This is a genomic window from Cytobacillus dafuensis, assembly GCF_007995155.1.
Lineage (GTDB): Bacteria > Bacillota > Bacilli > Bacillales > Cytobacillaceae > Cytobacillus > Cytobacillus dafuensis.
In genome coordinates, this window is sequence record NZ_CP042593.1 from 1,429,172 (window position 1) to 1,444,569 (window position 15,398).

Genomic DNA, 15,398 nt, shown 5'->3' on the forward strand with positions numbered 1-15,398 from the left:
TTGAAAAGTCAATATGAAGAAAGGAGAGTGTTACATATGAAGCTCTGGAGTAACATTAAAATTCATAATATGCAGCATAGAATACTAATTTTGATTTATAGATACAGAGGCCTAACAAATGAACATCTAAGAAGAATTCTTTATAGTCATTTGAAATCCGATATTCCAGGCCAAAAGGCGAATATTTCTAAATTTGTATCTATGCTAAAAAAGGCTAAACTAATTGAGTCTTCTAGTTGTTACCCGTACTCCCGAGAATTAATTCATAATCTGACGAAAAAAGGAGTTGAGTATGTAAAAGAAAATGTAATTATTGATCCCAAGAATTCTATGGCAGGTTTCAATGACGAGATTTGTGGTGATTTTGATGCGAAGTTGCTAAGCCCATCCACGGGATATATTGAACACACTATGTTGTTTCTTGACTTTGTTACTAGAAATAAACAATTTCCTGTCAGAAATAATTATTATGCTGTTCAAAACTATACTTTTAATCAACAAATCTCTTCTTCATCTACTATAAAAAAAACAGCAAGTATTAAACCCGATGGAGAAATTATGATTGGCGAAAAAGTTTGGTCCTTGGAAGTCGACACTGGACATGAGAGATTTAGCAGCTTGTTAGGTAAGTTCACCAATTATAAAAAATATCTAGATTATTGTTTTGAGGAAAACCATAAAAGAGCATGGAATGGAATATTTATTGTAACTAAACAATCCGAACTTCCATTTGAGAAAGACATTAGGCTTCATACGATTTTAAGAGCAGCATGTGAGGGACTTCAACATTATGTCTATGATTTTCCTGTTTTTATATTTAATCGAAAAAACGAATATTCAAAATACACTCTACTCGGACTTCTGAAAGAAAAAACCGATGTTTTAAGAAAAGTAGATATTTCTATTCCATCTAAAGTTAATCCTTTAATTGAGAAAAGAAATAGGGAACAGCAAAAGTTAAACAAGGAGAAACATAGGGAAGACGAAATACATAGGTCTATCTTAGAAGGTCTTCAAAAAGAAAATCCTAGATTGGAACAGAAAAGAAATCAGCAAGTAAGGGAACGAAAATTGATAGAAGAAAGTCAAAAGGAAGAACTAGAGGAAGTCAAAAGAAAAAACAGTCGCTTTTGGGGGCTAGGAAGATACTTTTTTTAGATGGGAATGTATGTTCTGTTTTTGCCGAAAAATTAGGAAATAAAAAAAGCCAACCAAAATTTATAGTGTAAGGGGAGAACGACGATGGCTTATATGGATATGAATGATATGAACTTCTTTAAAGAAATGGTAGGAAAGATTCAGTTATATGATATTAACTTTAATGGTCAAACACTTACAAAAGATCAACAAGAAATATATCAAGATAATGCTTTATTAAATTCTTTACCAGGTCTTTTCAAACAATTCTTTGAAGAGGTTCCTCTATTTAATGCAAAAATATATGTTCCGTTGGATGTGGATTATGTTGATATAATTCAATGGACAAACTTTGAAGATCTGATTAGTAAATCAAGATTGGCAAAAGGTGACAGGAATACAAAGGGTTTTATTTATATAGCAAGAAGTATTCGTGAGCCTCTTGTAGAGTACTATTTTCGAATTAGAGATAAAAAAATTAGTGTTTATGTTATGGATCATAATAATGGTACGAAATTCGAAGATTTAAAGCTTAGTCACTTATGTACATCATATAACTTTATTGACCGCATTTCTAAAGAGGCAATGAAAAGATATCATGCTATTAACGAAATAGTTAGGGAAGAACATAGTTGTTTAAAATTTGATGAGATCGTTTATAGGAAGTATATGGAGCTGAACGATATGATAGAAGAACACTCAAAAACAATTAAAGAAATTAATGATTTAACATTAAATTTTGTAAATCTCACCGGACAGGAACTGCCTAGCACACTTTCGAGATTCTATGATAAAAAAAGACAGAAGAAATTAAAAAAGTTTTGCAGTGAGATTGGAGAAATTAACGAGAATTTGAATAAAATTATTGAGAAATTAAACTCTGAGTCTTGGTTATTTGAGCATGATTTTGGGTATGAAGAAAATCCGTTCTTAGAAAGGAACAGTTGGTAAGATTGGATTAAATATTCTGGATCGTAACTTCCAACCTGAAAAAGCAAATTATCAGTGGGTAAACGGATATTACGGAGTTTAAACAATTTTGAGGGAAATAATAAATAGTCTCTACTCTGGCTATATCATTTGTAAATAAGATTTTAGAACACCGTAAATTTGCAATTTAATTATGAATGAAAAATTGAATATAGAAACAATAATCAAAACTATTGACAATTAAAAGAAAGTAAATTATTTTAAATAGTAAATCAATAATTAAATAGTATATCTTATCTGCGAGGAAGCACCTCAAGTGGCGAAAGCTATTTGAGGTGCTTCTTTTTTTGTTGATTTGTACAATTTTATATTTGGAGGTGAGATTATATGAAACACTTTTAAAGCATTGCGAAATGAGGATGCAAGGGTTCATAGGCTCATTCGAGAAAAAACTTCCCATCAATCATGGTAGGTAGACACATAAGAATTGCCAGGGATGAACTCGAAAAAGGGAAACCGTTAGAAGGAGGTTGGAAACATGTATAAAGATGACATAGTAAACTTTCTCCCATCAATTCCAAATGAGGAGATACTTGACAATGTGTCTGTGTTGTTATCAAAAATTGAGCTACTGTCTGAACTTGATCATTTAAAAAAAGAGGATTGCCGTACTTTAAAAGAAAATGCTCAAAAAATCGAAAACTACAAAGCAGAAACAGGTTCCATCCAAGAACCTGTTTCAATTAAAGAATTCTCTCAGAACTTTATTATACCAAAATTTTATAGTATCAAAGATAATAAATTGATTTACATAGCTTCAAAGCTTGATAAAAGGGAAGAAAATAACCTTGGAAAGCAGGAAAAAGAGAGAGTAATTTCACGAACAGCTCCTATTCTTGCAAGAGAGTTTATAAATTTAGAAAGAAATGATGTTTATTATGAAATTGTTTGGATAGAACGGAAAAAAATAAAGCGGGAAGTGGTTGCAGCTTCTAAAATTGCTACCAAGAAGGAACTAATAACATTAGCGGACAAAGGTTTGGCAGTCAACGACTTGAATTGTAAAAACCTTATTGATTACTTTAATGAATTTTTAATAAATAATGAATTAAAACAGGAAGCGATGGTGGAACATCTAGGACATATAAACGACACTTTAATTCATCCGCTTGTCTTAGATGATGATATAAATATCATCCCAGCAGATAGTGGAGATAAACAACTCTTAGAAGCATTTAGAATAATAGGCACGGTGGAAGGTTGGGTATCGGGTGTTTTTGAAATAGTAAAAGATTTTCCTAAGCCTTTATTTTTAATATTGTCATCGTTCGCATCGGTAATGCTTCATGATTTACGAGTACCGCCATTTATTGTAGATTTATCTGGGAGTACATCAAAAGGAAAGACAACTGCTTTACAAGTAGCAAGAAGTATTTGGGGTACTGATGGGCTTATTAATGAATGGAATACAACCATGGTATCTATTGAACGTAAAGCTGAATTCTTAAACAGCTTTCCGCTCTTTCTAGATGATTCTCGAAAAGTAGACCCCCATATTATACAGCAGATAATCTATCAGTTCAGTGGAGGGCGCTCCAAAGGGCGTGGAAGCTTAAATGGTTCTCAAGGAGAAAAGAATTGGTGGAATATCCTTATTAGTACTGGAGAAGTTTCTTTAACGGAATATGCAAGAAAGGCTGGTGGTGCGGCAGCACGTGTTATCACCTTATTTGATGAACCGTTTAGCAATGTGAATTACAAGTTCTTTTCTGAGCTTTATGAGGCGATTAATAACGATTTTGGGGCAATAGGCTTGGAGTTTGTAAGGTTATGGAAAAAACATAAAGATTCCTTCATTCCGCTGTTTGGTAGATTTAAAGAACACTATTTCAACAAGGCTAAGTGTAATGAAGTGTTAATTCGTTTAAGTATGTATTATGCAGCTGTTGTATTTGCTGGCTTTGTAGTAAAGAAGCTATTTCAATTGGATATAGATTTCAAAAAATTGGATTTTTTATATGATGAAATAGCTGATGAAAATAAGGCAACTGATAAGCCAAAACAGTTACTTGAGCAAATATTACTATTACTAGACAGCTCTAGAAATAATGTATATTACGATATTGAACCATTCAGCACTAAGGCTATTTTTAAGTTTGAAACCATTTGTCTAACACCTGCCTTTTTACACGATTATCTGGGTTTAGAAGAGAAAATGGTTCGTGCAGAGTGGCTGAAAAAAGGGTACACACAACCATTTGAAAATAGGGATGGAAAAATGATTGATTACAAGACAGTGAAGCATTGCAATTCTAGTCACCGTGTAATTATAGTAAAAAGAGAGTTCATTGAAGATATGGGATTAGACTTTAATAAACAATAATGTAAGCTACAAGGAGTTACACGGAAAGTTTCTTACAGATAACGTTTAACACCTGATATAACTGAAATTTCCTGCTTATGAATGATAGAGTTACGTGTTACAAGGTTACAATAGAATTATTAAACAAACCATGGGGAATTATGTAAAAGGGTAATACTATTTTTATATTATGTGTAACCTTGTAACTTCTGTAGCCTTTACCAAATAAACGGATGATCAACTTTTGCACATAAATATATTAATTAAACTATGAAATAAGGATGTTTTGAAAAATCAAGTATAGATTTTGGCAAAAGCAGCTGGGAAAAAAACAACAACAATTAGCTAAAAAGTACCGTCTTGTAACAGGAGATTTTCAAAACAGAGGCAGAATAGAACGTAAAAATGTTGAGGGAACCAATATGGATTGATGATTTATATAAAAGAATCCTAAACACTCTGCCGTTTGAGGAAGGCACTGGAAAGAGGTTCTTGATTAATGGAAAAGAGGTATAATTCCTCAATAGTATGAAAATAGAAAAAGGGGTTCGGAATGAGATCATTCGAACCCCTTTTGTCGACAATTTGAAGGAATAGTAGATAAATATGGACTAGTAATTGAAGGTTAGACCTATCTATGATTGGTTAGTGTACAGGGCTAATAGTACCGTCTAAAACCCATTTGAAAGCTTACAATAAAAAGGTGCTAAAAAAGTGAAAAACATTAATTAAAAATAATTTCATTAAATAAGACAGAGGTATATTCTAGCATCTCTTAATATAGTTTCGTCAACAAAAAGAAGGGTTTAATAAGAAGGAATATTGGAATTAATATTAGAATAAAGCATTTACTTTTTGTTAGGTGCATCGCTCAAAAAACTAATTATGAGTGAAAAAAAGAACACCTCTTACTGTTGTAGACTTCGGAATGATGGTATCTGTAATTGAAAATTGTTGAAACTAGTAAAAGAGGTTGTAGATCCACTGAATATGCTAAAAGTAGAATAAAGTTGTTTTATTGTAATAAATTTACTATTCTTATTATAGTAACCACAGCAGGGTGTGGTACTAAGGGGAGTAACCTACACAAGCTTGGTCGGCAGGGTAGGTTACTTCTTTTAGCTTATAATACTATTTTATTATTAGAAAAGTTATGAAAGAGGTAGCCATATGAATGATATTTTTGATAAAAATAATATTTTCGAGTTTTGGGAAAAAGCTTTAGATGAAATTAGAAAAAGCATATCTAAGCCGTCTTTTGATACCTGGATTGCTCCTCTAACTGCTCATGTAGAAGATCAAACTATCATAATTACAACTCAAAATGATATCTCTAAAGATTGGGTAGAAGAGAGATATAAGCCGCTTTTACTTGAAAAAATAAAAGAAGTAGGGGGGAGGGATTTTGTTATTAAGATTGTGAGTAGCGAGACTTTAGATGAAGAAAAAAATTTGTCTTTCACATCAAGGATTAAAGGGTTGGATCAAAATCAAGCATTAGGATATTTCCTCCTAGCTTGTAAAGATGCTAATGTTCCAGAAGAAACTATCAAAGAGGTTTATAAAAATATGAAGTGGTATTTCGACATGAAGTCTCGAGAGGACGCAGAAGAGGAAGGTCATAAATGGTTTCGATCCTTAATTAAAAGTTAGTAAGCTGAACAGGTGTTTATTTTACCCTATAAACGGGATTGTCCATTATATTTCTATTGGGAATGCCAGAATGTAATTGCAAGTTGAATATTTCTGGAGTGAAGCAGCCAACATAATTAAATTTGTTGGCTACTCTATTATTAAAAATTTATACATTCTATTTTAGATACTTAAATAGCCGTATAAGAGAAGTTAATTAAGCCACTCACTCGTGAAATACCCTATTATTAAATATATTTGGTGCTCGTATTCTCGTATGAGACCCTTTCTAAAATTTATTTTCTCAAGTGCAATAGAAAGAATCACTTAGCTTTCTATGTAATTCCTCGAATCGTGGGTGACTAATAACCCCAGAATCAGTACTAATACATGTTGATTTAATTCCCTTTAGGTAATCTATAATATTGTTTTTGAATTTTTCATTCTTAGCTAAGAAAAGTAAGTTTAAAGCAACTGCTGTTTTACCTGTTCCTGGATTACCCTTAACAACTATAATGTGCTTACCTTCCTGATTTAGCACTTCAAAGATTTTCTCATATGCATTTTATTGTTCCCCAATTAAATGAAATGGTTGGCTTTCTTTTTCAAGCATTTCTCCTAAGACTTTAAGTAAATCATCTGAGTATAAAAAGGTTCCATCTGATACATTATCAATAATACTTTTATTACTAATATTTAGAAATTTATCTTTGATAAACTCTGCTAAGGTATTTTCCTTATTAAAGATAGGGATGTGTGAGAATGAACTGTGAATAATTTTCTCCATCTCGTTATCAGGAAGGTTATGCATATACACACAAGATGAAATCTCAACTTCTTCTTGAGACAGGAAAGAATGGCTATTACGCAAAAAGTTTTCGTAATTTCCTACCTGTACGCATGGGTGAAGACATCTAGTGATTTTACCTTGCCACTCGTATTCTACTCTCTTAATGCTATTAGTAGTATTTACGTTCGACCATTGTTTCAATTCCACCAACAGAACTTTAGAAATGCCTTTAGTAACTCCTGTTAAAATACAGTCTATTCTTTCGAGTTTAGATGGTAATTGATACTCCACTAGAATTTGTATGTCATCTAACTCCTTTATAGAGTGAACTAAATCTAATAAGTTAGTAAGAGATTTATCCCATGAATTAACTTCACCATCTGAAGGTGGGGTATTTTCACCCCAATGTATTTCATAAATATCTTTTAGATAAACACCCAAACTTTTCTTTTTATCTTTAGCGTCTTTTAATAACTGACTGACAGACCCTTTAAAAAGTTCATTCATTATCATTCACCAAATTCTGTGTATTTTTTATTTGATCCGAAAGCTTTTTCAATAGGATATTTCTTTTCATTTTTAGCTAGTTTATCTAAAATGATCTCTTCAATATCCAGATTTAGTTCATTAGCTAATAAAATACTATATATTAATGTGTCCGCTAGTTCTTCCTTGATAGCTTTAATGTTTTTGCTCACTGCTTCCTCACTTGATAACCATTGGAAGTTTTCAAGTAGTTCGCTAGCCTCTAAATTCAATGAAATAGCCAAGTCCTTTGGATTATGAAATTGCTGCCAATTCCGATCATCTCTAAAGTCGATAATTTTTTTAACAAGGGTTTCCATAACAGTACCTCTTTCCTAACCAATTTTATATTTACATACTAACATATTCCTATTTTTGGCTTCCAATTAGCCTTATAAATACAAATATTTTTAGTCATAAAACTTGGATGAATTATAAAGTTGAATTAAAAAGGCGGAATATTGGAATGAAACAAATAAATAATTCGACAAAATTTCCCAATAATACAACTTGATATGGTAATCTATGAAAGAGAGAACAAAAAAAGGTGATTAAAATGACAAAAGAACTATTTATACCTAAATCCTTAATTGAAAATGCAAAGAATAATAATCTTGTATTCTTTATTGGTGCTGGATTTTCGAGAGATTTTGGCTTCCCTGATTGGAATGGATTAGTGAAAATAATGTTAGAGAAGATGATTGATGAGAACCCAAAATATAAACCATTTTTAGCTCTACTCGAGAGTGGCACTATGGGAGTATTGGATATATTAGAACATATAAAAAGTGAGAAAAGAATAATTAGGGATACTATTTATAAGGAATTTAAGTACGATATTAGTAAAGAAGAGTTATTGGAAAAGCATAGAAAGTTATTTAGTATCTCAAAGAAAATTATTACTACTAACTATGATCAATTATTAGAAAAAGCTGCAAAAGAACAAATAGATAAAGTAGTATATACAAATGCTCATTTGATGGGACAAATTCATAATTTTGGCGAATTTATTCTGAAAATCCATGGAGACCATGAGTTTGCTAATGATTGTGTCTTATTAAGGGAGGACTATGAGAAGTTATATGATAAAGATAATGCTGCTCTAGCCCAAATGAAAAGTATAATTGCTAGTAAGTCAATTCTTTTCATTGGATTTAGTTTAACAGATCCTTATGTAAGTCACTTATTTGAGTATGTTAATAAAATTTACGGTGGATATCATGAAAAAAGTTTTATTTTATCTGTTAATAATGATGATTTCACAAAATATAATGTTACAAATATACAATTAGAAAACCATGATCAAATTGTTACTTTTCTTGAACAACTTAGTGAAAAGTTAGGGGAGGAAAAGCCTATAGTTAAAAATGAAGATGAAGATTTAGATGAAGATGAGTTTAAAAGCTTTCTATTAGACTTTAACAAAAATAAAAAAAAAGCACCTGATGTTCTAGATTTAAATGAAGAAGAAATAGAAAAAAAGTATGAAAAAATGGTTTGTAGCGAGAGTTTTAGGAAGGAAATTGAAACTTATTCTTCGTATTTTCCTTCAATTGATGAGATTATGATGTCACCAAGCTATATTGATTTTGATAAAAAGACTATTATAACAAGTACTGTAAGGTCTAGTTATAATAGGGTTCATAATCGTTTTGATAGTGGTGAAAGTATATTTGAGGCAACTGTCGATGAAATTTATAATGAATATTCAAGCGAACTTTCATATAAAAAGGCTAAGCTACGATTTTACGTCAAGATTTTAGTTTCATGGACAATTATTGGTTGTGATATTTTTAATGAAGATAAGCGGAAAAAGGTGTCTTTATGAATTTTTTTACAATGCATAAATATCAAAGTATTGAAGAGAATTTACTATACGACGCTAAGGTATTGTATTCTCTTTTGGATGATAATAAACCGAAACATTTAGATGAACTTTTTTCTGAATTTGCCCAAAAACAAAGTATTGTATTAAATGTAAATATAGAAAGAGTTTTATTCTTATCATTGTCATTCTTGTATTCAATGGGTTTAATAACGTCAGATAGCAATATGATAAAGAGGGTAAAGAAATGATTTTAAAAGAGTTAGAAATATATTCTTATAAAGAGAAGAAAGTTTTAAATACTTATCAATTCAATGAAGTAGGCGTAAATATAATATTGGGTGAAAAAAAAGACGAAAAGGATGAAGCAAATGGGGTTGGGAAGACAACTATGATAGAATGTCTTTCCTTCCTTTTAGGTGAAGAAGTACATGCATATTATAGAACTAACAAAATTCTATTAAGTAAAGATATTTTAATTACCCTTAAGGTTCATTCAAATGATATAGACTTCTTTTTAGCTAGGTTCATTAATACACCTGATAAGGGATATATATTATGGGACAAAAATATTATTTATGATTTAAATGATTGGGATATATATGAAGATAAGGATTATAAGAAGAAGGTCCAGAAAGAGATATTAGGTGATGAAAATAGCGATATTTCATTTGCTTCAATTAGAGAATATCTTTTAAGAGACGAACAAAACGGTTTTATAAAAGACTCATTAGGAATATCAGGTAGAAATGCAACTACTGAAAATAAGGTCTTAGCATTTTTATGTAATCTACCGTACAACTCAGAAACCGAAATAAAAAAGATAACTAAGAAAATAAGTGATTTAAAAGATGAACAGAAGCTACTTTCTGCTACGATAGGAAAAACTATAGCTGAATTGAAATCAGAAAGATCTAAGTACAGGAGTACAATTAAGAAACTTGAAAAAGATATAAATTCAATTGATATCAACAAGCAATATAATTTAAAAGCAACAGACTATAGTAGAAATAAAGCAGAATTAAATAATATCCAAAGTGATATTTTTAAACTGGCTCATGTCAAAAACCAATATCAACAAAACATCGAGAACCTACAGAAAAAAGCAAAAGAAATTCAAGCACTTAGTGATATAGAACCTTTCTATGAACAGCTATTGGGATGGTTTCCAAATGAAATCACTCATAATTACGAGAAAGTAAAGAAATTTTATGATTTTATGGTTGAAAATAGAGGGAGCTATTTTGAAGGTAAAATTAAGAATATAGATGAGAAATTAAAAGATCTAAATAAGATGAAAGAAAACCTTGAAAAAACTTTGAAGAGTGATTATAAGATACTCAAGAATAGCAGTCTAATAGAAGATATAAATACAATGATTGCAGATAGAGAAGAATTAAATACTAAAATAGCTGAGATAAATATTCAATTGGGTAATCATGATAGATTAAAATCAATTACAAATGATATTAATGTGTTAAAGAGCGAAAGGTTAACATTAACACAAAAGAAAACGGATGAATTTAATTCATATGAACAACATATTGAGGGATTGGAAAAGTTATTTCAAACTTTGTCTGAATTAGCTTATGATACGGCTGGAGTTTTCAATGTTGAATTTGAGAATAATGTCAATGATAGAAAGAACTCTATAACAGGCAGAGTAAAAATAGAATGCAGTTTGCCTGACGATCGTTCACACGGTATCAATTATATGAAATTAAATATGTTTGATTTAACATGGTTTATCTCTTCTTTAGAAAAAGAAGGCGGACATAATATTAACTTTTTAATACATGACGGCTCATATTCAAAACCAAACCCTTCAGTAAAGGCAAAAATTTTGAAGTATATTGACAAAAAGATTAAAGAACTTAAAAAAGGACAGTACTTCGTAACTCTGAATAAAGATGAATTATTAAAAGATGATTTGGATTTCTTCGAAAATAATGGATACATTATTGCTAAGTTAGAACGAACAAAGGACAACACTAAAAGATTTTTTGGTTTTAAATTATATGAGTAGGTATGTAAGAAAATAAGAATAACTCTTTCCAAAAAAGAAGGGGTTATTCTTTTTTGTATATTAGAGGGTTGTGGATTATTGTAAATAAAGGAATGTAATTGGTATAATGGAAACGCTATATAAAATAGAAAAAGCGGGTGTAAATGTGATTAAGTTTGTAATGGTAAATCCAACTGAGGATATTCCTGTAAATTATATTGATAACTTTGTTCGTGATTTAGCCCATAACCAAGATATTATAAAATCTTGTGATGTTTATGACACTACACAGTTTGGTGAGAAAATTAAACTAGAGTCAGAAAATAGTAGATTGTATTTTATTGAAACAGAAATATATACATACAATAATTCAAAACATCTTTTTGTATCCATCGTCCCTCAATTTATAAATCAAGAATTTGATAAAGATTTGTCTGAACTAAAGTTCATTATTAAAAACAGTTTAAGAAAAGATTGGGAAGAATGTATTTGGTTAAAAGATGAACAGTCAAGTAGTTTTGCCAAAGAACTTTATGCAGATATTCATGAATTAGAAAACCAATTGAGGCAGTTTATTAACATAGTAATGATTAGAAACTTCGGAGTCAATTGGTGGGACAAATACACTACGAGAAAAATAAAAGATAAATATAAAGCCAGATTTTCTTCATATAAACGTGTTGCTCAATCATATGCTAATGTAAGTGATCGCCTTTTATCAATAGATACTGATGATTTACTTGAAATAATGACACTTAAGATAAATAAATTTGCTCCTGAAAATGATCATGTTGTAACAAATTTATTGGAGTCTTTAAAAGAAACAGGTGATATTAGTACTGTTGCGGCTGAGTATAAAAAGGTTATTGAAAAATTAAGAAAAGAGTGTGAGGTTGAAATAGACTTGTGGGATAGCTTGTTTGGAAAGTACTTTCCTGAAGGCTTTATAGATGAGTGGTCTGATTTCGGTAAAAATAGAAACCATGTTGCCCATAATAAACTTCTTGATCTTAATGCCTATAAAACAATAAAGAAAAGTATTAAAGCAGTTGCCACATCACTATCTAGTGCAGAAAAAAAATTCAATGATACTAGTTTTTCTGATGAAGAGAAAGAAATTATACAAGAGATTGAGGAAGAACGAAAAGCTGAATTAGAAATGTTGGAATTTGAAAGAATGGAGTCAGAAGCAGGTATTAGAATTTTAGATAGTTCATCGATTTGTGAAATATTTGCAGAAAATGTATCAGGCTATATTGAGTCGATTAGAGATAGTATATATTTTAGGGATGATTTAGAGACGGAACCTAGTACCTTCTCTTATGGTGAAGGCACAGATAATGAATTGTTAAGTATCCAAAGTAAACTAACAGAAAATAAATTGGTTATTACTTCAAATCTAGAAATCGATGAAGAGAGTGGTGGAGAAAGTGTTTTAACTCTTAAATTACTTAGTAATGGCGAGTTAGTCGAAACCTGTAATCTAACTTATACAAATGGTGAAGCAGAACTAGCGGATGACCAAAGTTACTATCTTCCAACTAAATATAATAAGTTTTCTGAGGGATTGATAAGTGAATTTATTAATGAAGTAGAGTCGCAAATCGCTAATTTATTTCCTAACTTAGTTAAAAAAGTGGAAAGTGCAAAGTACGAAGCAGCTAAGAATGGTGGGAAGTATCCTGTTGCAGATAGTGAATGTGAAGAATGTTCTGAGCAATACATTTGTATAGATGACTCTATATGTGAGATTGGTACTTGCGTAAATTGTGGACATTTTAATGAAATACAAAAATGTGACCGTTGTGACCAATATTACAACCCTGAGGTTGAAGGCAATTCTTCATTTTGTCAAGGATGTGTGGATTATATTGATAAACAATAAAAACAGCCTTTTGGCTGTTTTTTTAGTTTCCTTAAAATATAGGTTTTTATATTTGAGTTTAAGAAAACCAAATTAATTAAGACAGTAGATCCTCTTTTGGACATTGACGTACAATTGTAATTCGAAAATTTTTAATACAGAGAGATTAAGCAATACCAAAAGAATGACTGCATTTACTTATTCATTCGGCACTGGGTAGGGATAATGTAAAAAAGCGGTTAATACCGCTTCAATTATTAAGTAGTTATAGTCGCCACTGAAAATGTCTGTGAAATGTATTCAACACATGAGAAGTGTTGTAACAGAAGAAGCAGGTGAAAATATGCACCTGCATTACACATCCAAATCATTTTACACAAATTTTACACATTGCCACTGTAAAACCTTATTAAAACAATACTTTGACCGTTATTTCAACCCCGACCACCGGTATCATGAAACTGCTTGCCATGCAGTGAAATCAATGTTTCTTACACATTGTAAGAAGCGTTTTTTTTTATCTTTAATAGGATTCATATAAAAATATCGTGTGCGTACCCCTGTCATTAAACAGCCAGGAATAAAAAATGGCAAGGCGTACAAACGAATTATCAATTGAAGAATAATCCATTATTAACTTACCAAAAGTAGTATAGGAAATTGACTCCAAATATAGATAAGACTTGTATCTTACCAAGATATAGGTTGTACTTTTTATTCAATTCTTTTCAATTAGTTGCTTATCCATTACATTTTAATTCTCTAATTCATTTTATGATAGTAGTTATAAAAGATTGGAGATGAACTTATGGCTGTATTATGTTGAATCGACAACCCTTACTTGTTGTTTGCCAAAAAATTGAAGAAGGAGGACCAGCACCGTTTTGCGAGGTTTCACTAAAGCCAAATACTCTTTTGTCGGGTCTTTTACTGCAGATAATTGTGGAGAATATCATAATATGGCACAATCTGCGAGAGTGCATGCAGCTGAAAAAAATGGAGATTAATGTAAGATTTTAAGTTATTGTTTGAGAAAGAAGTTGTGGATGCAACTCTTTTCTTTTGTGTTGAGATTGTACAATACAATCTTTTGTTATTTATTTTAGTTTAATTTTGTAAAATTAGACCATGACCTAAATGAACAATTTTACAGCTTTATTAGTAAAAGTAGGCTTGGAAAAATTAATAAGGAAGGAACCAGTTGATTCCTTCCTCTATCACATTATTGAAGATAACTTAGTTTGTATTTGCATAACGAGTATATCTGATGTAGGAAAAGAAGAAAGCTGAGAGAATTGTTAAAACCAATATAATAAAAAAGCTTGATAGTATTAAATTTTTAGGAAGGAGAATTGAGAATATCATAACAAATCCTCCAAAGAATAATGCATAGGAAACAGTTCTAGATACTTGATGCCACAAATCATAAGTTGCTTGCTTTAGTGAATTTTCTTTAGTACCTTCTTTTAATTGAAGACGAGGTAGTAAGTTCCCAGTAATAATAAAAACAATTCCAACGATTATTGGCAATAAAAGTAAAATATTTAACTGGTTTCCTAAACCAATATAAATGATGGCACAATGGAGAATTAATAGGACAATGTTCAGAGCTAAAGAAATACTGTCTAAAATCTTTCCTAATCGTTTAAAGACTTCCGACTGCTTTCCCCATATGGTAATAACTGAAAGTGCAAGGCTACTAATAATCATTGAGAATGGTATTACAAACAGTATCAAGTCTTTTGAAGCATAATCAGTAGGTGACCCTTTAAGGTTGGCAAATTTACTAGGTATTTCACTCGGCAAATCCTTATAAAAATAAAAGCTTAATCCAAGAGCAAGAGCTACGGTCAACCAAACAAAAAATTTTCTTATCATTTATTCTTCTCCTCCTTTATTGCTTTTCATATGAATAGCCCACTTCATGATATCTTGTAAAACAGTCGTATTAAGTGAATAATAAACATACTGTCCCTGTTTGTGGGAAATCACAAGTTCTGAATTTTTTAAAATGCTCAGGTGCTGTGAGATTCCGGGTTTACTCATGTTGAAATGATTTGCAATTTCGCCAGATGTCATATCCCCTTCTTTTAATAAATCTAAAATTTTTCTTCTATTGTCATCAGAAAGAGCTTTAAAAATATCACCTAAGGACACAATTTTTGTACCTCCTTATAAAAGAAAATGATCCTTTAAAAAGTATATCCTTAATTAATTAAGTAAATACTTAAATATAGTTTATTATGGCATTTTCTTTTTGTCAATAAGTCCCATGAAATAAAGAGGCACTTTTTGATTAAGTTTAAAAATTGTCGATAATACAAGGCT

Annotated in this window: 13 protein-coding genes; 8 read left to right on the plus strand and 5 right to left on the minus strand. The window is 30.7% G+C overall.

All coding sequences use genetic code 11. The annotated features are described in order from the left end of the window. The first annotated feature begins 36 nt into the window (after window positions 1-36). From FSZ17_RS06985 to FSZ17_RS07000, 4 genes are all read left to right on the plus strand, one after another. Window positions 37-1,158: a replication-relaxation family protein gene (locus FSZ17_RS06985; RefSeq protein ID WP_057776663.1), complete on the plus strand. Its 1,122-nt coding sequence runs from the start codon at window positions 37-39 to the stop codon at window positions 1,156-1,158. 84 nt (window positions 1,159-1,242) lie between these two features. Continuing rightward, a complete protein-coding gene (locus FSZ17_RS06990) occupies window positions 1,243-2,088 on the plus strand; it encodes a hypothetical protein (RefSeq protein ID WP_057776662.1) in 846 nt (281 codons plus the stop codon). Window positions 2,089-2,677: 589 nt separating this feature from the next. Beyond that, window positions 2,678-4,450, plus strand: coding sequence for a DUF927 domain-containing protein (locus FSZ17_RS06995; RefSeq protein ID WP_185150676.1), 1,773 nt, complete (start codon window positions 2,678-2,680; stop codon window positions 4,448-4,450). A gap of 1,149 nt (window positions 4,451-5,599) precedes the next feature. Further along, entirely contained in the window at window positions 5,600-6,082 is a 483-nt protein-coding gene (locus FSZ17_RS07000) for a DnaA N-terminal domain-containing protein (protein ID WP_057776660.1), read from the plus strand. A 283-nt stretch (window positions 6,083-6,365) separates the two neighbouring features. Here FSZ17_RS07000 and FSZ17_RS24095 read toward each other — a convergent pair whose 3' ends face one another. The 3 genes from FSZ17_RS24095 to FSZ17_RS07015 are packed head-to-tail and all read right to left on the minus strand — an operon-like array spanning window position 6,366 to window position 7,696. Beyond that, window positions 6,366-6,611 carry a DNA/RNA helicase domain-containing protein gene (locus tag FSZ17_RS24095; protein ID WP_146846624.1) on the minus strand — a complete coding sequence of 82 codons (246 nt, stop codon included), beginning with the start codon at window positions 6,609-6,611 and terminating at the stop codon, window positions 6,366-6,368. Between the two features lie 15 nt (window positions 6,612-6,626). Further along, window positions 6,627-7,358 carry a hypothetical protein gene (locus FSZ17_RS07010; protein ID WP_057776658.1) on the minus strand — a complete coding sequence of 244 codons (732 nt, stop codon included), beginning with the start codon at window positions 7,356-7,358 and terminating at the stop codon, window positions 6,627-6,629. A gap of 2 nt (window positions 7,359-7,360) precedes the next feature. Further along, entirely contained in the window at window positions 7,361-7,696 is a 336-nt protein-coding gene (locus FSZ17_RS07015; RefSeq protein WP_057776657.1) for a nucleotide pyrophosphohydrolase, read from the minus strand. A gap of 236 nt (window positions 7,697-7,932) precedes the next feature. Between FSZ17_RS07015 and FSZ17_RS07020 the strand changes: the two genes are divergently transcribed. From FSZ17_RS07020 to FSZ17_RS07035, 4 genes are all read left to right on the plus strand, one after another. Continuing rightward, the gene (locus tag FSZ17_RS07020; RefSeq protein WP_057776656.1) at window positions 7,933-9,204 is read left to right on the plus strand and encodes an SIR2 family protein; all 1,272 of its coding nucleotides are present in this window, start codon (window positions 7,933-7,935) and stop codon (window positions 9,202-9,204) included. Between the two features lie 11 nt (window positions 9,205-9,215). Next, window positions 9,216-9,452, plus strand: coding sequence for an ABC-three component system middle component 6 (locus FSZ17_RS23995; protein ID WP_322107611.1), 237 nt, complete (start codon window positions 9,216-9,218; stop codon window positions 9,450-9,452). Beyond that, complete coding sequence (locus FSZ17_RS07030; RefSeq protein WP_057776654.1) at window positions 9,449-11,227, plus strand: DUF2326 domain-containing protein; 1,779 nt, start codon at window positions 9,449-9,451, stop codon at window positions 11,225-11,227. The genes FSZ17_RS23995 and FSZ17_RS07030 overlap by 4 nt, the downstream gene beginning before the upstream one ends. A gap of 106 nt (window positions 11,228-11,333) precedes the next feature. Next, window positions 11,334-13,091, plus strand: coding sequence for a hypothetical protein (locus tag FSZ17_RS07035; RefSeq protein ID WP_057776653.1), 1,758 nt, complete (start codon window positions 11,334-11,336; stop codon window positions 13,089-13,091). 1,215 nt (window positions 13,092-14,306) lie between these two features. On the opposite strand, the gene FSZ17_RS07040 is transcribed toward FSZ17_RS07035, so the two are convergent. Together FSZ17_RS07040 and FSZ17_RS07045 are read right to left on the minus strand one after the other, a co-directional pair. Beyond that, window positions 14,307-14,948, minus strand: a complete 642-nt coding sequence (locus FSZ17_RS07040) for a DUF1648 domain-containing protein (RefSeq protein ID WP_057776652.1) — start codon at window positions 14,946-14,948, stop codon at window positions 14,307-14,309. Beyond that, on the minus strand, window positions 14,949-15,227 hold the full coding sequence (locus tag FSZ17_RS07045; protein WP_057776651.1) for an autorepressor SdpR family transcription factor: 279 nt from the start codon (window positions 15,225-15,227) through the stop codon (window positions 14,949-14,951). Between the last annotated feature and the right edge of the window lie 171 nt (window positions 15,228-15,398).

Excerpts from the sequence above, each read along its gene's own strand:
- FSZ17_RS06985 (WP_057776663.1), top strand. The coding sequence starts at position 37 with ATGAAGCTCTGGAGTAACATTAAAATTCATAATATGCAGCATAGAATA.
- FSZ17_RS06990 (WP_057776662.1), top strand. The coding sequence starts at position 1,243 with ATGGCTTATATGGATATGAATGATATGAACTTCTTTAAAGAAATGGTA.
- FSZ17_RS07020 (WP_057776656.1), top strand. The coding sequence starts at position 7,933 with ATGACAAAAGAACTATTTATACCTAAATCCTTAATTGAAAATGCAAAG.
- FSZ17_RS07030 (WP_057776654.1), top strand. The coding sequence starts at position 9,449 with ATGATTTTAAAAGAGTTAGAAATATATTCTTATAAAGAGAAGAAAGTT.
- FSZ17_RS07000 (WP_057776660.1), top strand. The coding sequence starts at position 5,600 with ATGAATGATATTTTTGATAAAAATAATATTTTCGAGTTTTGGGAAAAA.
- FSZ17_RS07035 (WP_057776653.1), top strand. The coding sequence starts at position 11,334 with ATGGAAACGCTATATAAAATAGAAAAAGCGGGTGTAAATGTGATTAAG.
- FSZ17_RS07010 (WP_057776658.1), bottom strand. The coding sequence starts at position 7,358 with ATGAATGAACTTTTTAAAGGGTCTGTCAGTCAGTTATTAAAAGACGCT.
- FSZ17_RS07015 (WP_057776657.1), bottom strand. The coding sequence starts at position 7,696 with ATGGAAACCCTTGTTAAAAAAATTATCGACTTTAGAGATGATCGGAAT.
- FSZ17_RS23995 (WP_322107611.1), top strand. The coding sequence starts at position 9,216 with ATGCATAAATATCAAAGTATTGAAGAGAATTTACTATACGACGCTAAG.
- FSZ17_RS07040 (WP_057776652.1), bottom strand. The coding sequence starts at position 14,948 with ATGATAAGAAAATTTTTTGTTTGGTTGACCGTAGCTCTTGCTCTTGGA.